The 19,040-nt window shown below is 41.5% G+C and carries 16 protein-coding genes; 15 read left to right on the top strand and 1 reads right to left on the bottom strand.

Annotation, left to right across the window (positions count from 1 at the left end; genetic code table 11):
- Positions 1-97: 97 nt before the first annotated feature.
- The 10 genes from STO1_RS06705 (at position 98) to STO1_RS06660 (ending at position 8,036) form a co-directional block, all read left to right on the top strand.
- Positions 98-1,408 (top strand): glycosyltransferase family 2 protein, encoded by a 1,311-nt coding sequence (locus tag STO1_RS06705; protein ID WP_096422535.1) that lies wholly within the window; start codon positions 98-100, stop codon positions 1,406-1,408.
- Positions 1,409-1,416: 8 nt separating this feature from the next.
- Complete coding sequence (locus STO1_RS06700; protein WP_096422533.1) at positions 1,417-2,520, top strand: family 8 glycosyl hydrolase; 1,104 nt, start codon at positions 1,417-1,419, stop codon at positions 2,518-2,520.
- 122 nt (positions 2,521-2,642) lie between these two features.
- Positions 2,643-4,043, top strand: a complete 1,401-nt coding sequence (locus STO1_RS06695; RefSeq protein ID WP_096422531.1) for a bifunctional Cof-type HAD-IIB family hydrolase/peptidylprolyl isomerase — start codon at positions 2,643-2,645, stop codon at positions 4,041-4,043.
- A gap of 1 nt (position 4,044) precedes the next feature.
- Positions 4,045-4,404 (top strand): S1 RNA-binding domain-containing protein, encoded by a 360-nt coding sequence (locus STO1_RS06690; RefSeq protein WP_096422529.1) that lies wholly within the window; start codon positions 4,045-4,047, stop codon positions 4,402-4,404.
- Between the two features lie 53 nt (positions 4,405-4,457).
- Positions 4,458-5,207 carry a tRNA1(Val) (adenine(37)-N6)-methyltransferase gene (locus tag STO1_RS06685; protein ID WP_096422527.1) on the top strand — a complete coding sequence of 250 codons (750 nt, stop codon included), beginning with the start codon at positions 4,458-4,460 and terminating at the stop codon, positions 5,205-5,207.
- Positions 5,197-5,481: a GIY-YIG nuclease family protein gene (locus STO1_RS06680; RefSeq protein WP_096422525.1), complete on the top strand. Its 285-nt coding sequence runs from the start codon at positions 5,197-5,199 to the stop codon at positions 5,479-5,481. Before STO1_RS06685 ends, STO1_RS06680 begins: the two co-directional genes overlap by 11 nt.
- 85 nt (positions 5,482-5,566) lie before the next feature.
- Positions 5,567-6,502, top strand: a complete 936-nt coding sequence (locus tag STO1_RS06675; protein WP_049519060.1) for a manganese-dependent inorganic pyrophosphatase — start codon at positions 5,567-5,569, stop codon at positions 6,500-6,502.
- A gap of 85 nt (positions 6,503-6,587) precedes the next feature.
- Positions 6,588-7,100: a YiiX/YebB-like N1pC/P60 family cysteine hydrolase gene (locus tag STO1_RS06670; protein WP_096422523.1), complete on the top strand. Its 513-nt coding sequence runs from the start codon at positions 6,588-6,590 to the stop codon at positions 7,098-7,100.
- Positions 7,084-7,734 (top strand): DUF1803 domain-containing protein, encoded by a 651-nt coding sequence (locus tag STO1_RS06665; RefSeq protein WP_096422521.1) that lies wholly within the window; start codon positions 7,084-7,086, stop codon positions 7,732-7,734. Before STO1_RS06670 ends, STO1_RS06665 begins: the two co-directional genes overlap by 17 nt.
- A 101-nt stretch (positions 7,735-7,835) precedes the next feature.
- Positions 7,836-8,036, top strand: a complete 201-nt coding sequence (locus tag STO1_RS06660; RefSeq protein ID WP_000051178.1) for a CsbD family protein — start codon at positions 7,836-7,838, stop codon at positions 8,034-8,036.
- Positions 8,037-8,067: 31 nt separating this feature from the next.
- Here STO1_RS06660 and STO1_RS06655 read toward each other — a convergent pair whose 3' ends face one another.
- The gene (locus STO1_RS06655; protein ID WP_096422519.1) at positions 8,068-9,513 is read right to left on the bottom strand and encodes a UDP-N-acetylmuramoyl-L-alanyl-D-glutamate--L-lysine ligase; all 1,446 of its coding nucleotides are present in this window, start codon (positions 9,511-9,513) and stop codon (positions 8,068-8,070) included.
- A 105-nt stretch (positions 9,514-9,618) separates the two neighbouring features.
- Between STO1_RS06655 and STO1_RS06650 the strand changes: the two genes are divergently transcribed.
- The 5 genes from STO1_RS06650 (at position 9,619) to STO1_RS06630 (ending at position 19,002) form a co-directional block, all read left to right on the top strand.
- Positions 9,619-11,241, top strand: a complete 1,623-nt coding sequence (locus STO1_RS06650) for a putative polysaccharide biosynthesis protein (RefSeq protein ID WP_061588053.1) — start codon at positions 9,619-9,621, stop codon at positions 11,239-11,241.
- 201 nt (positions 11,242-11,442) lie between these two features.
- Positions 11,443-13,401 (top strand): peptide ABC transporter substrate-binding protein, encoded by a 1,959-nt coding sequence (locus STO1_RS06645; protein ID WP_033584499.1) that lies wholly within the window; start codon positions 11,443-11,445, stop codon positions 13,399-13,401.
- Between the two features lie 145 nt (positions 13,402-13,546).
- Positions 13,547-14,641: a cystathionine gamma-synthase gene (locus STO1_RS06640; RefSeq protein ID WP_061588054.1), complete on the top strand. Its 1,095-nt coding sequence runs from the start codon at positions 13,547-13,549 to the stop codon at positions 14,639-14,641.
- Positions 14,642-14,648: 7 nt separating this feature from the next.
- Positions 14,649-15,815, top strand: a complete 1,167-nt coding sequence (locus tag STO1_RS06635) for a MalY/PatB family protein (RefSeq protein ID WP_096422517.1) — start codon at positions 14,649-14,651, stop codon at positions 15,813-15,815.
- A 91-nt stretch (positions 15,816-15,906) separates the two neighbouring features.
- Entirely contained in the window at positions 15,907-19,002 is a 3,096-nt protein-coding gene (locus tag STO1_RS06630; RefSeq protein ID WP_096422515.1) for a pilus expression-regulating Snf2 family helicase, read from the top strand.
- Positions 19,003-19,040 lie beyond the last annotated feature (38 nt).

Here is a 19,040-nt window from a genome sequence, read left to right as displayed (position 1 = left end):
GGACTCAGTCTCACCTTTGGCATTTGTTTTATTATACTATTTATTGCATACAATATTCTCTACCATCGAGTGAACAAAAATTTTAAGGCGGTGAATCATGATTAGTCAAATGTTAATGATTTTTACCTTGCTTACAATTTGGATTTCTCTAGCTTGGGGCTTGGTAATTCTCTTTTCAGCTGTTCACTTTTGGTTTAAACACAGTGATTTTCGTGTGGATACCTCGCCACTACCTTATTACCCTAAGGTTACTATTGTTGTTCCTGCTCATAATGAGGATGTGGTTATTGCCCAGACGGCAAAAGCTATCTTGGATATGAATTACCCTCACGATCGTGTGGAGTTGCTTCTATTTGCGGATAACTGTTCGGACAACACCTATGCAGAGTGTTTGTCTGTACAAGCTCTGCCTGAATATGTAGGAAGAAATCTGACTATTATCGACCGTACTGGTACGGGAGGAAAAGCAGGCGTTCTAAACGATGCCTTAGAGATGGCAACGGGTGAATATATCTGTGTTTATGATGCAGATGCCATGCCTGAAAAAAATGCCCTTTATTTCCTTGTCAAAGAAGTGATAAAGGACCCAGAACGCCACGTGGCATCTTTCGGTCGCAACAAGACTCGAAATGCCAATCAAAATTTTTTGACTCGTTGTATCAACCAAGAAATCGTTGTTACCCAGCGGGTGCACCATGTTGGGATGTGGCATCTCTTTAAAATTGGTCGTATCCCAGGAACCAACTTTATCATTCAAACCGACTTTGTAAAGAGTATCGGTGGTTGGAAAAATGGTGCCTTGACTGAGGATACCGATATTTCTTTTAAAATCATGCAGAGTGGTAAATTGATCGCCCTTGCTTATAACTCAGAGGCTTTCCAACAAGAACCTGAAACCTTAAAGAGTTACTATATGCAACGAAAACGTTGGGCTAAAGGAAACTACGAAGTTGTTCTCTCAAATTTTAAGCATTTATTTGGCAGAGCAAACTGGCGCGTTAAACTAGAAGTCTTTAACTATTCTTGTGTTTTCTTTTGGTTTAACTTTGCCATTGTCCTATCGGATTTGATTTTCCTAGCGAATGTGCTAGCGATCTGTCTTAATCTTTTCTTCCCAGATGTCAGAATTCCATTTGCTTTTGATGCGGATAATATCTACATCGCCCAGCTCATGCTCTTCAACTGGATTCTCATGATTGGTCTCTATTTGATGCAAATTATGACGGCATTAGCAAGTCAGTTTGGACAAGCGACGACAAAACAAATCTGGTTAGCCTTGGTAGCCTATTTCTCTTACGCACAGATGTTTATCGTTGTATCCATTGATTCCATTTCTTCAATCGTTCTGGACAAGGTACTCCGACGAAAAGAAACCAAGTGGGTTAAAACCAAGCGATTTGCAGGATAGGAGGATTTATGAAAACGAATAAATTAAAATATGTATGGTTTGTGCTCATCCTTTCTATCTTTTGTTTAACCTTGTTTTTGGCAAGAGGAAGGAGTAAAGTCGAGATGCGCAATCGTATTTACCACCAATGGAGCCAACAGTTTCTTGTGACTAAGGGAAATCAGTCCTATGTCCGTACGACGAATGATTCTGAGGAGACAACAGTTCTATCAGAAGCTCAAAGTTACGGCATGCTCATAACAGTTTTAGCTGCCCAAAAAGGGCAAGCAAGTCAAGCAGATTTTGATAGTCTTTATAGTTATTACCAAAATCATCGTATTGAGGGGACGCAGTTGATGTCTTGGAAGCAAGTGATCAAAAATGAGAGTGAAACGGTTGAGAAGCAAAACGCAACTGATGGAGATCTCTATATCGCTTATTCTTTAATTGAAGCTGCCAAACAGTGGCCAGATAAAGCACAGGAATACCAAGAGCAAGCTAAAAAGATCTTGGCTGATATCCTTCAATACAATTACAACGAAGAGACAGGTGTTCTGACAGTAGGGAACTGGGCCAACAAGGATTCCGATTACTATTACTTGATGCGAACGTCTGATACTCTTCCTCACTATTTCCAGTCTTTTTATGACCTGACTGGAAACAAACAGTGGTTAGATGTTAAGGATAAGATGCTTGGGCAATTGGAGCAAATCAGTTCTCATTCTGATACGGGTCTCTTGCCAGACTTTATCTGGGCTGAGAAGTCAGGGGTACGTCTTGTTGATGCCAACACTATCGAATCTCAGTATGATGGAGCGTATTCTTATAACGCTTGTCGTTTGCCATATCACTTGTCACAGAGTCAGGATGAAAGAAGCCAAAAACTCGTTCAAAAGATGATGGATTTCTTTATGAAAGAGCAACGTATTTATGCTGGTTATGACTTGAATGGAACGGCCCTCAATCAATACCAGGCAGGTAGTTTTTTGGCACCGATTACCTATGCATCTGACAAGGGAGAAGGTTATCTGAAACTTCTTCAGCAAAATAAATACATTTTTACACAAGATTTATCTTTGGACAACTACTATGATGCAACAATGATTACCATGATTGCTCTAGAGATGTTCTAGAATGAAAAGAGAGGGCTAGTTATACTGGCTCTCTTTTTGATAGGATTTTCATCTTTTTTCAAAAAAGGAATTTCATCAGCTTTATGGTATAATGGAAAGAGTGATGGAAAAGAGGTAGAGAGATGGATGCGAAATTAAAATACAAGGCAAAGAAGATTAAAATCGTTTTTTTTGATATTGATGATACCCTGCGTACGTCAAAGACGGGTTTTATTCCAGCTACAATTCCCACTGTCTTTAAGCAGTTGCGTGAAAAAGGAATTTTAACAGGTATTGCTTCTGGACGTGGTATTTTTGGAGTTGTTCCAGAGATTCGTGAGCTCAAGCCGGACTTTTTTGTAACCCTAAATGGGGCCTATATTGAAGATAAAAAAAGTCAGGTCATTTATCTGCATCAGATTGACAAGTCAGATGTTGAGGAGTATATCTCTTGGACTAAGCGAGAGGGAATTGAATATGGCTTGGTTGGCAGTCATGACGCCAAGCTCTCTACTCGAACAGAACTGATCAGTGAGGCTATTGATCCGATTTATCCGAACTTGGATGTGGATCCTGACTTCCATGAAAAAGCAGATATATACCAGATGTGGACCTTTGAAGATAAAGGAGATGACTTGCACCTACCAGATAGTCTCTCTGGTAAACTTCGCATGGTGCGTTGGCATAAACATTCATCTGATATTGTGCCTATTTCAGGTTCAAAAGCCACAGGTGTAGCCAAGGTGGTGGAGCATTTAGGCTTGAAACCAGAGAATGTCATGGTCTTTGGTGACGGTCTCAATGACTTGGAACTCTTTGATTATGCTGGAATCAGCGTTGCTATGGGTGTTTCCCATGATAAAATCAAAGAAAAAGCAGATTATATAACAAAAACAGTAGAAGAAGATGGCATTTTTAATGCCTTAGAAGGATTTGGTATGGTAGAAAAAGAATTGCATTTTCCACAAGTAGAAATTGAAACAGTAGAAGGTCCGATAGCGACTATTAAAACAAATCATGGTGATATGCGCATCAAACTTTTCCCTGATCACGCTCCTAAAACAGTGGCTAACTTTGTTGCTCTGTCAAAAGACGGTTACTATGATGGTGTGATTTTCCACCGAATTATCAAGGACTTTATGATCCAAGGTGGAGACCCAACTGGTACTGGTATGGGTGGTGAGTCAATCTACGGCGACTCTTTTGAAGATGAATTTTCAGAAGAACTCTATAATGTTCGTGGTGCCCTTTCTATGGCCAATGCGGGTCCAAATACCAATGGAAGCCAGTTCTTTATCGTCCAAAACCAACACTTGCCATACTCTAAGAAAGAGATTGCGCGTGGTGGTTGGCCTGAACCAATCGCTGAGATTTATGCAGAACAAGGTGGAACACCTCACCTTGACCGCCGCCATACTGTTTTTGGGCAGTTAGTAGATGCTGAATCTTTTGCAGTCTTGGATGCCATTGCAGCTGTTGAGACTGGTGCAATGGACAAACCAGTTGAAGATGTGGTAATTGAAACGATTGAAATTGAGGACTAGAATGAAAATTGGTGATAAGCTAACTGGGCGTATTACAGGAATTCAGCCCTATGGTGCCTTTGTTGAGTTAGATACAGGGGTAACAGGGCTGATTCACATCTCGGAGATTCGGACGGGATTTATTGAAAATATATATGACATTTTAAAAATTGGCGATGAGGTTCAAGTACAGGTAGTGGATTTTGACGAATACACTGGAAAGGCCAGCCTTTCTATCCGTACCTTAGAAGAGGAAAAACATCAATTGCCAAGACGGAGACGTTTTTCAAATGATCGAATCAAGCACGGTTTTGCACCACTTGGACGAATGATGCCTGTTTGGACGCGTGAAGCATTGGAGCATTTAAAAAAGAAGCCGTAAATACGATTATCTAAATTATTTGTGCTATTAACATAATTTGATATAATGAAAGTATGAAAGAAGAACAATTATTAAAATCAGGAGAGCGAATCAACCAGCTCTTTTCGACAGATATCAAGATCATTCAAAATAGAGAAGTGTTTAGTTATTCGGTGGATAGTGTTCTCTTGTCACGCTTTCCTCGCTTCCCTAAACGGGGTTTAATTGTGGACTTTTGTGCTGGAAATGGTGCAGTTGGACTTTTTGCAAGTAGTCGTACCAAGGCAAAAATTCTCTCTGTAGAAATTCAAGAGCGCTTGGCGGATATGGCAGAGCGTTCGGTTCAGTTGAATGGCTTGGAAGAGCAGATGCAGGTTATCTGCGATGATTTGAAAAATATGCCTGCTCACATCCAAGGAAGTAAGGTGGATATGATTTTGTGCAATCCCCCTTATTTCAAGGTGGATCCACATTCCAATTTGAATGAGAGTGAACACTACCTTTTAGCTAGACATGAAATTGCGACTAATCTTAAGGAAATCTGTCGAAGTGCTCAGAGTATTCTCAAGTCTAATGGGCGTTTGGTTATGGTTCATCGTCCAGATCGACTTTTGGATATTCTAGATATGCTTCAACGCCATAACCTGGCTCCCAAGCGCCTGCAATTTGTCTATCCTAAACGAGAAAAGGAAGCCAATATGCTTTTAATCGAAGCTATTAAGGATGGATCGACGAGTGGCTTCAAGGTCTTGCCACCACTCATTGTTCACAATGATGATGGTTCCTACACGCCAGAAATTCAAGAGATTTATTATGGATCATAAGGCTTATATGTATGTGGTTGAGTGTCGCGACGGGTCTTACTATACGGGCTATACAACGGATGTGAAGAGGCGCCTTGCCGTTCATAATAGTGGTAAGGGAGCCAAGTATACCCGGGCTCGCTTGCCAGTTAAACTCATCTATGTAGAGGGTTTTGCTAGCAAGGAAGAAGCCATGTCAGCAGAGGTTCTTCTCAAACGAAAGAAACGCCCACAGAAAGAACGATTTTTATCCGAAAATCAAGAGAAAAATCTAATCAATCATATTGATGTCTAACGAGGAGTCCTTTGGCTCCTCTTACTTTTGTCAAAAGAGGAAAAAAATGCTAAAATAAGATGAATAAATTAAATGAGGTATTATCATGTCTAAGATTCTAGTATTTGGTCACCAAAATCCAGACTCAGATGCCATCGGGTCATCTGTAGCCTTTGCTTATCTTGCAAAAGAAGCTTATGGATTGGACACAGAAGCAGTAGCACTTGGAACTCCAAATGAAGAAACAGCCTTTGTTTTGAACTATTTTGGTGTAGAAGCACCACGCGTCATCACATCTGCTAAAGCAGAAGGTGCAGAGCAAGTTATTTTGACCGACCACAATGAATTCCAACAGTCTGTATCAGATATCGCTGAAGTAGAAGTTTATGGTGTTGTAGACCACCACCGTGTAGCTAACTTTGAAACTGCAAGCCCACTCTACATGCGTTTGGAACCAGTTGGATCTGCGTCTTCAATCGTTTACCGCATGTTCAAAGAACACGGTGTAGCAGTTCCTAAAGAAATTGCAGGTTTGATGCTGTCAGGTTTGATTTCAGATACTCTTCTTTTGAAATCACCAACCACACACCCAAGTGACAAGGTCATTGCTCCTGAATTGGCTGAATTGGCTGGAGTTAACTTGGAAGAATACGGTCTAGCTATGCTCAAGGCTGGGACAAACTTGGCAAGCAAATCTGCTGAAGAATTGATTGACATTGATGCTAAGACCTTTGAACTCAACGGAAATAAGGTTCGTGTAGCTCAGGTTAATACAGTTGATATTGCTGAAGTCTTGGAACGCCAAGCAGAAATTGAAGCTGCAATGCAAGCGGCTAATACAGCAAACGGTTACTCTGACTTTGTCTTGATGATTACAGATATCGTCAACTCAAACTCAGAAATCCTTGCTCTTGGATCAAATATGGACAAGGTGGAAGCAGCTTTCAACTTTAAACTTGAAAACAACCATGCCTTCCTTCCAGGTGCCGTTTCACGTAAGAAACAAGTGGTGCCTCAGTTGACAGAAAGCTTTAATGGCTAATAGTCTGAGTGATAATTGAAATGAGGAAACCTTAGTTTCCTTATATCTAAAGGGGTCTCGGCTCCTTTTTTTCTAGGAGAGAAAGATGTTAGAAAATGGCGATTTGATTTTTGTGAAGGATCTTTCAGATATGGGGCAGGCCATCCAGATTTCTACTGGGAACTATAGTCATGTTGCTATCTTTTTGGACGGTTTGATTTATCATGCTAGTGGGCAAGCAGGTGTTATCTGTCAAGAACCAGTAGAATTTTTTGAACCGACTCATCTCTATGACCTTTATGTCTATCCAGAGCTGGAAGCTGACTTGGTGAAGGAAAGAGCTAGCAAACATTTAGGTGCACCCTATAATGCCTCTTTTTATCCAGATGGATCTGGCTTTTACTGCTCTCAGTACATCGCTGAAATCCTCCCTATTTTTGAAAGCGTTCCGATGCAATTTGGAGATGGGGAGCAGGAGATTAGTGATTTCTGGAGGGAATATTACAGGAAACTCGAACTTCCTGTGCCTCTGAATCAGCCAGGGACCAATCCCAGTCAGTTGGCAGCATCCCCTCTTTTAGAATGTAAAGAAAGGAATCTTCATGATTCAGATTTTTAATCCTTCTCGTTTGACTCGACAGCCATTTTTTATAGATTTGGTTGACTATCTGGACCAGCATGATGATGTTATCCTTCGGGAGATAAAGGCTCAATTTCCAGATGTATCAGTTGATAAGCTTATAGAAGAGTATATAAAGGCAGGCTTGATCCTAAGGGAAAACAAACACTATTCGCTCAATCTTCCTTTTCTAGAATCTACGGATGATTTAGCCCTTGACCAAGAAATTTTTATCAGAGAGGATAGTCCAGTATATCAAACTTTGCTAGAGAAGACTTTTGAGACAGAATTGCGCAATCAAACCAATGCAGCCATTTTAGTCGAATCTACGGATTTTGCAAGAGAAAAGATGACCCTATCCAACTATTTCTACAAGGTCAAGCACCAATATCCTTTGACAGAAAAACAGCAGAAACTCTATGCTATTTTAGGAGATGTTAACCCTGAGTATGCCCTCAAATATATGACGACTTTTTTGTTAAAATTCCTCAAAAAAGATCAACTGATGCAGAAACGCCGTGATATCTTTGTGGATAGTTTGGTCGTCTTGGGTTATATTGTTCAAAACGAAGAAGGGAAGTATGAGTTGGCTGTTGATTTTGACAAGGAACGCTTGTCTTTCTATTTGTCTTAATTGGTAGCTTTTGAGCAGATTGTTTGACTTTACTAAAGAATAAGCATAAACTGAATGTAAGCGATAACGATTATCGTATTAAAAGCAAAGGAGACAGAGCTATGTCACTTGAAAATAAATTGGATCAAGCAACTGGTGCTATCAAAGAAGGATTTGGTAAAGTTACTGGCGATAGCAAGACAGAAGCAGAAGGTGCTGTAGAAAAAACAGTTGCGAAAGCAAAAGAAGTTGTAGAAGATGCTAAAGGTGCTGTAGAAGGTGCCGTTGAAGGTCTTAAAAATTCATTTAAAAAAGAAGACTAAAAAAAATCAAGGGAATGTTTCCCTTGATTTTTTATAGATAACGTTCTGCGATAGCCGCATCTCCAGGATAGTCTTCTTTCTTTCCTTGGACGATCTGGTAGCAATCAGCTCCCTTACCAGCAATAATCACGGCATCAAGTTCTTGATTTGTGATGGCCATAGCTGCCTTGATGGCTTGTTCACGATCGGCAATCTTTTCAACAGGATGACTGATATAGCTACTAATTTCATCCGCAATCACCATTGGATCTTCATAGTTGGGGTCATCAGCGGTGAGAAAGACTTGAATCTCAGGATGTTGATTAAGGAGGAGGCCAAAGTCTTTGCGTCGACTTTCTCCCTTGTTTCCAGTCGAACCGAGAACCAGAGCAATTTTTCCAGTTTGATGAGTTTCAACAACAGAGATCAGTTTCTTCAGGCTGTCACCATTATGGGCGTAGTCGATGAAGACCTTGGCTCCATTTTTCTGAGTCAGGACTTCCATACGTCCAGGAACGCGGGTTGCAGCGATTCCTTTTTTGATATCTTCAAGACTAGCACCTAGACGAAGACAGGCAAGTCCTGCAGCAACAGCATTTTCTTGATTGAAGTGGCCAATGAGTTGAATATCATAATCACCAGCGAGTTTACCAGTAGCTGAAAAGCTAAAGGCTTTGGAGTTCTCGATTTGGTTGCTCGAATGGCTACCATAGAAGTCATGTTCTTGATGTTCCACTTGTTCTTTCAATACAGAAAAGTGGTCCATGTCGCTATTAATGACAACTGCTCGGCTATTTTTCATCAAGAGACGTTTGTGGTAGAAGTAATCTTCAAAGCTAGGATGCTCAATCGGACCGATATGGTCAGGAGTAATGTTAAGAAAGACACCTACATCAAAGGTCAGACCATAGACTCGATGAACAAGATAGGCTTGGCTAGATACTTCCATTACAAGATGGGTTCTTCCATTCTTAACAGCCTGGGCCATCATGTCGAAAAGATCGATGTTTTCAGGCGTTGAGAAGGAAGATTTAAAGAAGGTTTTGCCATCTAGAGTTGTATTCATAGTTGACAAGAGAGCTGTTGGGTAGCGTTGAGATAGAATGTGGTAAGCAAAGTAAGCAGATGTTGTCTTTCCTTTTGTCCCTGTGAAAGCGAGAATTTTTAGTTTCGCTTGCGGATTACCATAAAATTCCATCGCAATCAAACTCATGGCTTTCTTGATATCGTTCACAACGATGACAGGGATACCGACTTCGTAGTCCTTTTCTGCGACGTACCAGGCTAAGCCCTGACTTATAGCAGAAAGAAGGTATTCTTTTTTAAAGGCAGCGCCTTTTGCAAAAAAAAGAGTGCCTTCTTTTACTTTTCGGCTGTCGTAACTGATGCTATCAAAAACAACTGCGTTGTAGTTGTAGTGGTAGTGCCCTTGGTCGATAATCTCGCGGAAGAGATCATCTTTCTTTAATATATCTAATACGGTTTCAATCTTTATCATACTTTCTATTGTAAACCGAAAGTCTGAATTTTACAAGTAACAAGGAAAAGTTTATAATGGAAGATGAGGAAAATTTCCTAGTTATCAAAATTGAATGAGGAAGCTATGTCTAACGAAAACAATCACCAGCAGGCCCAGATGTTGCGAGGGACTGCTTGGCTAACAGCCAGTAACTTTATTAGTCGCCTTCTTGGGGCTATCTACATTATTCCCTGGTATATTTGGATGGGAACCTATGCAGCCAAGGCAAATGGTCTCTTTACCATGGGCTACAATATTTACGCCTGGTTCTTACTGATTTCGACGGCGGGTATCCCAGTTGCGGTCGCCAAACAAGTAGCTAAGTACAATACCATGCGAGAAGAAGAGCATAGCTTTGCCTTGATTCGGAGTTTCCTAAGCTTTATGACGGGCTTGGGTCTAGTCTTTGCCTTGGTTTTGTATCTCTTTTCTCCTTGGCTAGCAGATTTGTCAGGTGTGGGGAAAGACCTGATTCCCATCATGCAGAGTTTGGCTTGGGCAGTCTTGATTTTCCCATCTATGAGTGTTATCCGAGGCTTCTTCCAAGGGATGAACAACCTGAAACCCTATGCTATGAGCCAAATCGCCGAGCAGGTAATTCGTGTTATCTGGATGTTGTTGGCGACCTTCTTCATTATGAAGATGGGGTCTGGTGACTACTTATCAGCCGTTACCCAATCGACCTTTGCGGCCTTTGTGGGGATGGTGGCCAGTTTTGTAGTTTTGATTTATTTCCTTGCCCAAGAAGGTTTGCTTAAGAAAGTCTTTGAAACACGGGATAAGATCAATAGTAAGCGACTTTTGGTTGATACCATCAAGGAAGCCATTCCCTTTATCCTGACGGGATCAGCCATCCAGCTCTTCCAGATTTTAGACCAGATGACCTTTATCAATAGTATGAAGTGGTTTACCAACTACAGCAATGAAGACTTGGTTGTCATGTTTTCTTATTTCTCTGCCAATCCTAATAAAATTACCATGATTTTAATCTCTGTGGGAGTTTCAATTGGGAGTGTTGGTTTGCCGCTGTTGACGGAGAACTATGTAAAAGGCGACTTGCGGGCAGCGGCTCGCTTAGTCCAAGATAGCCTCACCATGCTCTTCTTATTCTTGCTACCAGCAACGGTTGGGGTTGTTATGGTAGGAGAACCGCTCTACACAGTCTTTTACGGTAAGCCAGATAGTCTGGCCATGGGCTTGTTTGTCTTTGCAGTTTTGCAGTCTACTATCCTAGGTTTGTATATGGTCTTGTCCCCTATGCTTCAGGCCATGTTCCGAAATCGCAAGGCAGTTCTTTATTTTGTCTATGGTTCTATTGCTAAGATCGTCTTGCAATTGCCAACCATTGCCATTTTTCACAGCTACGGTCCCTTGATCTCAACGACTATCGGCTTGATTATTCCGAATGTCTTGATGTACCGAGACATCTGCCAGGTAACGGGTGCTCGTCGAAAGATAATCTTGAAACGGACTATTTTGATCACCATCTTGACTCTTGTCATGTTTATCCTAGTTGGCTTCTTGCAGTGGCTACTCGGTTTTGTCTTCCAACCAAGTGGACGTTTCTGGAGTTTCCTTTATGTGGCTCTCATCGGAGGGCTTGGAGGATGTCTCTATGGTTTGATGAGCCTACGAACACGACTCTTAGACAAGATAATAGGTAAAGCCCAAGCGGACCGACTACGGACACGATTGAAAATATCGTAAGAAGATTTATAAATAAAAGCAATGAATTAACCTTTCTTTAATAGAAAGGTTTTTATAGTACATTTTTCTTAAAAAAGGAGAACTTTTTCTAAAATTAAGAGTAGAAAAATATGTTTTTTAAGTTTTTCTTCAGAAATTACTTGACTAAATAAAACCAAAGCTGTATAATAAGACAAAACTTTTAAACAGGAGGTTCTGGAGATGAAAAAGTCTAAGGCCAAGTATCTGACACTTGCAAGTGTCGTGTTAAGCGCAGGTATCTTACTGAGCGCATGTGGAAACTCAACTAGTTCTTCTAAAACATATAACTATGTTTATTCGAGCGATCCATCTAGTTTGAACTATCTTGCAGAAAACCGTGCAACAACCAACGACATCGTTACTAATTTGGTAGATGGATTGATGGAAAATGACCAATACGGTAACTATGTTCCATCGTTGGCAGAGGATTGGACTGTTTCTCAGGACGGTTTGACCTATACTTACAAATTGCGTAAGGATGCAAAATGGTATACCTATGAGGGTGAAGAATACGCCCCTGTAACGGCGCAAGATTTTGTCACTGGGTTGAAATATGCTGCTGATAAAAAATCCGAAGCCTTGTACCTGGTTCAAGACTCTGTAGCAGGTTTGGATGACTATATCAACGGGAAAACAACTGACTTTTCAACTGTCGGTGTTAAGGCGATTGACGACCAAACAGTTCAGTATACTTTGACACGTCCAGAACCTTATTGGAATTCTAAAACAACTTCAACCATTCTCTTCCCTGTCAATGCAGACTTCCTGAAATCAAAAGGGGATGATTTTGGTAAGGTAGATCCTTCTAGCATTTTGTACAGTGGACCTTTCTTGATGAAATCGTTTGTTTCAAAATCTGTTATCGAATACAAGAAGAATCCAAATTACTGGGATGCTAAAAATGTCTTTGTGGATGATGTGAAATTGACTTACTATGATGGTAGTGACCAAGATGCCCTAGCTCGTAACTTTGTAGAAGGAGTCTACAGCTACGCGCGTCTCTATCCAAATAGCTCAAGCTTTGAAGGAATTAAAGAGAAGAACAAGGATAACATCATCTATAGTATGCAAAACGCAACTTCTTATTACTTGAACTTCAACTTGGACAGAAAATCTTATAACTTCACGTCTAAAACATCAGATATCGAAAAGAAATCAACTCAAGAAGCAGTTCTGAATAAAAACTTCCGTCAAGCCTTCAACTATGCTTATAACCGTACAGCCTATGGAGCACAATCTCAAGGGGAAGAAGGAGCAACAAAGATTATTCGTAACTTGGTTGTACCTCCAACATTTGTAAGTATTAACGGAAAAGACTTTGGCGATGTTGTTTCAGAAAAGATGGTCAACTATGGCCAAGAATGGCAAGGAATCAACTTTGCAGATGCGCAAGACCCATACTACAATCCTGACAAGGCTAAAGCTAAATTTGCAGAAGCTAAGAAAGAATTGGAAGCTAAGGGTGTACAATTCCCAATCCACTTGGACGTATCAGTTGACCAATCAGCTAAAAAAGGTGTACTTGAAGCGAGCTCTTTGAAACAATCCATCGAATCTGTTCTAGGAGCTGAGAATGTGGTTATCGATATCCAACAATTATCAACAGATGACTACGATAATTCTAGCTACCTCGCTCAAACGGCAGCTCAAAAAGACTTTGATATCTATAATGGCGGTTGGAGTGCTGACTACTTGGATCCATCAAGCTATCTAGATATCCTAAATGTCAATAACGGTGGTATGTTGCAAAACCTTGGTCTAGAACCAGGTGAGGTCAATGACAAGGCTAAGGCAGTTGGTCTGGATACTTACACTCAAATGTTAGAAGAAGCGAACAAGGAGCAAGACCCAGCGAAACGTTATGAAAAATATGCTGAAATTCAAGCTTGGCTCGTTGATAGCGCCCTTGCAATTCCAAACGTTTCCCAAGGTGGAACACCTGGCTTGAGAAAGACAGTTCCATTCTCAGCGCCATTCTCACAAGCTGGAAATAAGGGTGTCGAATCATACAAGTACCTCAAGTTGCAAGATAAGACTGTAACGACTGATGAGTATGAAAAAGCTAAAGAAAAATGGCAGAAAGAAAAAGAAGAATCAAATAAAAAAGCGCAAGAAGAACTGGCAAAACACGTTAAATAACCAGTCTATTCAACAGGAAAAACGATAGTTTCTCAAGGAACTATCGTTTTTATATAGTTTGAAACTATAACTAGCTCTTGAAAACAAGAAAATGAGTTGGCAAAAATAAATGATACAATAGTTACTATAGATTTGGAGGTATTGTATGAGCAAAGAACTACACATCAACACAATTTTAGCCCAGGCAGGGATCAAGTCAGATGAGGCAACAGGTGCTTTGGTGACGCCGCTTCATTTTTCAACAACTTATCAGCATCCAGAGTTTGGTCAGTCTACGGGATTTGACTATACGCGTACTAAAAACCCAACTCGCAGTAAGGCGGAGGAGGTCTTGGCGGCAATCGAATCAGCAGACTATGCCCTAGCAACGAGCTCAGGAATGGCTGCGATTGTACTGGCTTTTAGTGTTTTTCCAGTAGGAAGTAAAGTCTTGGCTGTGCGCGATCTGTATGGGGGTTCTTTCCGTTGGTTCAACCAAGTGGAGCAAGAAGGCCGCTTCCATTTTACCTATGCTAATACAGAAGAAGAGTTGATTGCTGAGTTAGAGAAAGATGTGGATGTTCTCTATATCGAAACGCCAACCAATCCCTTGATGTTGGAATTTGATATTGCCAAACTAGCCAAACTAGCTCATGCCAAGGGTTCCAAGGTAGTGGTGGACAATACCTTTTACAGTCCGATTTACCAACGTCCGATTGAAGATGGTGCGGATATCGTTCTTCATTCTGCCACCAAGTATTTAGCAGGGCATAATGATGTCTTGGCTGGGGTGGTTGTGACTAATAGTTTAGAACTATATGAGCAACTGTTCTACAATTTGAATACGACTGGTGCGGTCTTGTCACCATTTGATAGTTATCAGTTGATTCGTGGTCTTAAAACTCTACCTCTTCGTATGGAGCGTTCTACAGCAAATGCCCAAGAAGTGGTTGCTTTTTTGAAGGCTTCACCTGCTGTCAAGGAAGTGCTCTATACTGGACGTGGGGGTATGATTTCCTTTAAAGTAGTGGATGAAAAGCGTATTCCTCATATTTTAAATAGCTTAAGGGTCTTCTCATTTGCAGAAAGTTTGGGTGGGGTAGAGAGTCTGATTACCTATCCGACAACTCAGACTCATGCGGATATTCCAGCAGAAGTGCGCCATTCCTATGGCTTAACAGATGACCTCCTGCGCTTGTCAATCGGGATTGAAGATGCTAGGGATTTGATTGCGGACTTGCGACAAGCTTTGGAAGGATAAGACAGATATGGGAAAATATGATTTTACAAGCCTGCCCAATCGTTTTGGACACCATACCTATAAATGGAAAGAAGCCGAAGCTGATCGAGAAGTTCTACCAGCCTGGATAGCGGATATGGACTTTGTAGTTTTGCCTGAAGTTCGACAAGCTGTACAAGCCTACGCAAATCAGTTGGTCTATGGCTATACTTATGCTAGCGATGCTTTGATTGAATCGGTTCAGGACTGGGAAGCCAGCCAACACGGGTATCACTTTGACAAGGATGCCCTCGTCTTTATCGAGGGAGTGGTGCCAGCTATTTCAACAGCCATTCAAGCCTTTACAAAAGAGGGGGAGGCTGTTCTAATTAACACACCGGTCTATCCACCTTTTGCTCGCAGTGTCAAACTCAACAATCGCCGATTGATTACCAATCCTTTGGTGGAAAAGGATGGGTTGTTTGAGATTGACTTTGACCAGTTGGAGAAGGATATGGTGGAAGAGGATGTGAAGCTTTATATCCTTTGCAATCCTCACAATCCTGGTGGACGTGTTTGGGAAAAGGAAGTGTTAGAAAAGATTGGTCATCTCTGCCAAAAACACGGTGTCTTGCTTGTTTCAGATGAGATTCACCAAGATTTGGCTCTCTTTGGTCACAAACACCAGTCTTTTAATACCATTGATCCAGACTTTAAAAACTTTGCCCTTATCTTGAGCAGTGCCACTAAAACCTTTAATATTGCTGGGACTAAGAATTCCTATGCAGTTATTGAAAATCCAAAGCTTCGTGTTGCTTTCCAAAAACGCCAGTTGGCCAATAACCAGCATGAGATCTCAGGCTTGGGGTATTTGGCGACAGAAGCTGCCTACCGTTATGGCAAGGATTGGTTAGGAGAGTTAAAGGAAGTCATCGAGGACCACATTAACTATGTAGTGGATGTTTTGGGCAACGAAACCAAGATTAAGGTCCTGAAACCGCAAGGTACCTACTTGATTTGGCTTGATTTTTCAGCCTATGACCTAACGGATGACCGCTTGCAAGAGCTTTTGAAGAATGAAGCCAAGGTTATCTTAAATCGAGGTTTGGACTTTGGAAAGGAGGGAACTCTTCATGCCCGCCTCAATGTAGCTATGCCGAAGTCAGTACTGGAAGAAGTTTGCCAACGCATCGTGACCACTTTTTCTACACTTTAAAATCAAGCCTTCTAGGAGAAAAGTCTTCCTAGAAGGCTATTTTTGTAGGGGAAAATGTGGTATAATGAAAAGATAAGATAAAGGGGTAACTATGGCTAAATTGATTCCGGGAAAGTTGCGCATGGAGGGGGTTACACTCTATGAAACAGGCAACATTGAGATTATCAAGGAAAAAGGGAATCGCCTCTATACTCGTGTGGCGGGAGAAGACTTGCGCTACAGTTTAGAGGATGATCTGGTTTTTTGTGCTTGCGATTTTTTCCAAAAAAGAGGTTACTGTGTTCACCTCGCAGCGCTCGAGCATTATCTGAAGAATGATGAAGAAGGCCAGGTGATTTTACGAGCCTTAGAAAAAGGACATGAAGAGCAAGAAGAGGTCGAAACCAAGGTTAGTTTTGGCGGTAGTTTTTTGGAGCGTATCCAACCTCAGAAGAGAGGAAAAATCTACACTTTGTCGGCTCAAGGTCAGGTAGAGGCTGGAACCAATCGCCTCCTTTGGACTCTCCGAATCGGTTTAGTTGATAGTCAAAAATATTATGTCATTCGTGACATCCCACTCTTTTTGAAGGTCTTAGTCCATCGAAAGCCATATATGATTGGAAAACACTATGAAAATGACTTGTCTTGGGATGCTTTTGATACAGCTAGTCAAGAAGTTCTTACTTTTTTATGTGGCTTGATTGAGGAGGGACTGAGTCAAGACCTCTTTTTCCCCAATCAAGGTCGTCACCTCTTTTTCCCTCTGACCTTTTTTGAACAGGGAGTGGAGTTGCTGATGACCTTGGAGGATTTTCATTTTGAGCACCAGATTACTAGTTATGAAAATCTTCTCTTTCATGATTTAGATCCCGATGCGAAACTGTTCTCTTTTTCTGTTCAGGAGTATCCCGATTATTTTGAGATGGAGATTTCTGAAAGTGAGCGAGTCAACGTATTTTATGGGGGAGCGGTTCTCTTTCATAAGGGGAATCTTTATCTATTAAACCCTAAACAAATCAGCCTACTAAAGGAACTCAAGGAGCTCCCTCAGGAGGAAAGAGGGAGGAAATGCCTCCAATTTGATAACAGTGATCGTGACCGCTTGGCAGCCTGTTTGCCTTTGTTTGGACAGCTGGGCACAGTTTCTGCTCCTGAGCGCTTGCAAATCAGATCCTTTTCACCAATCTTTTACTTTGATAGGGAGGATGACGGTCGCATTCGTTTGGATATCCAGTTTGACTATGGAGATCTTAAGGTGACTAGTCAGCAACAGCTGGAACAATTACCATTTTCAAGCGATGCCGTCTTGGAAAACCAGCTATTTCAAGTCTGTTTAGGAGCTGGTTTTGAGGCTGATTTTCAGTCTTGGAGACAGGCTTTGAAGCCAGAGGCAGTTTATTCTTTCTTTCACCATACGATTCCAGCTTTTGAGAAATTGGGTCAGGTTTTCTTGTCTGATGAGATGAATCAGCTCTATAGTGTCCAAGCTCCTCAGGTTCAGATTAAGTCCAAGGGAGGACTGTTGGAGATTCAGTTTGATTTCCAAGGGATTGCCCAAGAAGAGATTGATCAAGCTCTCAAAGCACTGACTAGCAATCAGGATTTCTATATCAGTTCTTCTGACCAAGTATACTTTTTTGATGAGGAAACCAAGCAGATTCGTCAAAATTTACAGGAACTGGGGGTTGAGCTAAAAGATGGTTCTTTTCAAGCGCGAAAATCTCTGGCTTATAGCCTTTCTCAGCTTTTTGAAGGTCGAGACAGGATCTCCTTCTCAGAGGAATTTCAGCATTTAGCTCATGATTTGACCCATCCAGAGGATTTTTCTTTGGGAGATATACGGGTGCAGGCGAGTTTGAGAGACTATCAGGAAAAGGGTGTCCGTTGGCTTCAGATGCTTCATCACTATGGCTTTGGTGGCATTCTGGCAGATGATATGGGACTGGGAAAAACACTGCAAACTATTGCTTTTTTAACTAGTCAGGTGACCAAAGATAGTCGGGTCTTGATTTTAGCGCCGTCAGGTTTGATCTACAATTGGGCAGATGAATTCAGAAAATTTGTCCCACAGTTAGATTTGGCTGTCGTTCATGGTTTGAAAGCGAATCGAGAAGCGATTCTTTCTGAAAATCACCAAATCTATGTAACTAGCTATGCTACCTTTCGTCAAGACAGCGAGCTTTATCAAGAGATGGCTTTTGATTTTCTCTTCTTAGATGAAGCCCAGGTCATGAAAAATGCTCAAACCAAGATTGCTCAGAGTTTGCGCCAGTTTGTGGTACCAGCAGTCTTTGCTTTGTCAGGTACGCCCATCGAAAACCACTTAGGAGAGTTGTGGTCTATCTTTCAAATTGTGCTTCCGGGGCTCTTGCCAAGTAAAAAGGAGTTTATGAAATTACCGGCTGACCGAGTCGCGCAGTTTATCAAGCCCTTCGTCATGAGGCGTAAGAAAGAAGAAGTCCTAACAGAGCTGCCTGACCTGATCGAAGTCGTCTATAAAAATGAACTGGAAGACCAGCAGAAGGCCATCTATCTAGCCCAGTTGCAACAGATGCGAGACCGCCTAGCGCAAGTGACAGATCAAGAATTCCAGAGAAGTCGGGTAGAAATCTTATCTGGCCTCATGCGATTGCGCCAGATTTGCGATACGCCAGCTCTCTTCATGGACGATTACCAGGGAGCCAGTGGTAAACTCGATAGCCTTCGAGATTTATTGCTACAAGTGGCAGATGGTGGGCATCGGGTCTTGATTTTCTCTCAATTTAAAGGAATGTTGGAAAAAATCGAGCAAGAGCTCCCAAATTTGGGCTTGACTTCCTTCAAAATTACGGGCTCAACTCCTGCTCAAGACCGACAAGAGATGAGCAAAATATTTAATCAAGGGGAAAGGGATATCTTTCTCATCTCCCTTAAGGCGGGGGGTGTCGGTCTCAATCTGACAGGAGCTGACACCGTCATCCTAGTGGACCTCTGGTGGAATCCTGCTGTCGAGGCTCAGGCTATCGGACGCGCTCACCGAATGGGACAGGAGCGGAAGGTAGAGGTTTACCGTTTGATTACTAGAGGAACCATTGAAGAAAAGATTCAAGAACTCCAAGAACAGAAGAAACACCTGGTTTCCCAAGTTTTAGATGGGACGGAATCGCGTGCGAGTCTTAGTCTGGCAGAAATTCGAGAAATTTTAGGGATTTCTGAAGCCAGCACTTGAAAAATCAAGACAATACGCTATAATGAAGTGTTGAAAGG

Source organism: Streptococcus oralis subsp. tigurinus (assembly GCF_002356415.1).
Lineage (GTDB): Bacteria > Bacillota > Bacilli > Lactobacillales > Streptococcaceae > Streptococcus > Streptococcus oralis_F.
This window is presented reverse-complemented; position numbering and strand designations above follow the sequence as displayed.

Coding starts and splice junctions, on each gene's coding strand:
- STO1_RS06690 (WP_096422529.1), top strand. CDS start 4,045: ATGAAAATTGGTGATAAGCTAACTGGGCGTATTACAGGAATTCAGCCC.
- STO1_RS06685 (WP_096422527.1), top strand. CDS start 4,458: ATGAAAGAAGAACAATTATTAAAATCAGGAGAGCGAATCAACCAGCTC.
- STO1_RS06670 (WP_096422523.1), top strand. CDS start 6,588: ATGTTAGAAAATGGCGATTTGATTTTTGTGAAGGATCTTTCAGATATG.
- STO1_RS06660 (WP_000051178.1), top strand. CDS start 7,836: ATGTCACTTGAAAATAAATTGGATCAAGCAACTGGTGCTATCAAAGAA.
- STO1_RS06650 (WP_061588053.1), top strand. CDS start 9,619: ATGTCTAACGAAAACAATCACCAGCAGGCCCAGATGTTGCGAGGGACT.
- STO1_RS06635 (WP_096422517.1), top strand. CDS start 14,649: ATGGGAAAATATGATTTTACAAGCCTGCCCAATCGTTTTGGACACCAT.
- STO1_RS06645 (WP_033584499.1), top strand. CDS start 11,443: ATGAAAAAGTCTAAGGCCAAGTATCTGACACTTGCAAGTGTCGTGTTA.
- STO1_RS06655 (WP_096422519.1), bottom strand. CDS start 9,513: ATGATAAAGATTGAAACCGTATTAGATATATTAAAGAAAGATGATCTC.
- STO1_RS06705 (WP_096422535.1), top strand. CDS start 98: ATGATTAGTCAAATGTTAATGATTTTTACCTTGCTTACAATTTGGATT.
- STO1_RS06680 (WP_096422525.1), top strand. CDS start 5,197: ATGGATCATAAGGCTTATATGTATGTGGTTGAGTGTCGCGACGGGTCT.
- STO1_RS06630 (WP_096422515.1), top strand. CDS start 15,907: ATGGCTAAATTGATTCCGGGAAAGTTGCGCATGGAGGGGGTTACACTC.
- STO1_RS06700 (WP_096422533.1), top strand. CDS start 1,417: ATGAAAACGAATAAATTAAAATATGTATGGTTTGTGCTCATCCTTTCT.
- STO1_RS06665 (WP_096422521.1), top strand. CDS start 7,084: ATGATTCAGATTTTTAATCCTTCTCGTTTGACTCGACAGCCATTTTTT.
- STO1_RS06695 (WP_096422531.1), top strand. CDS start 2,643: ATGGATGCGAAATTAAAATACAAGGCAAAGAAGATTAAAATCGTTTTT.
- STO1_RS06675 (WP_049519060.1), top strand. CDS start 5,567: ATGTCTAAGATTCTAGTATTTGGTCACCAAAATCCAGACTCAGATGCC.
- STO1_RS06640 (WP_061588054.1), top strand. CDS start 13,547: ATGAGCAAAGAACTACACATCAACACAATTTTAGCCCAGGCAGGGATC.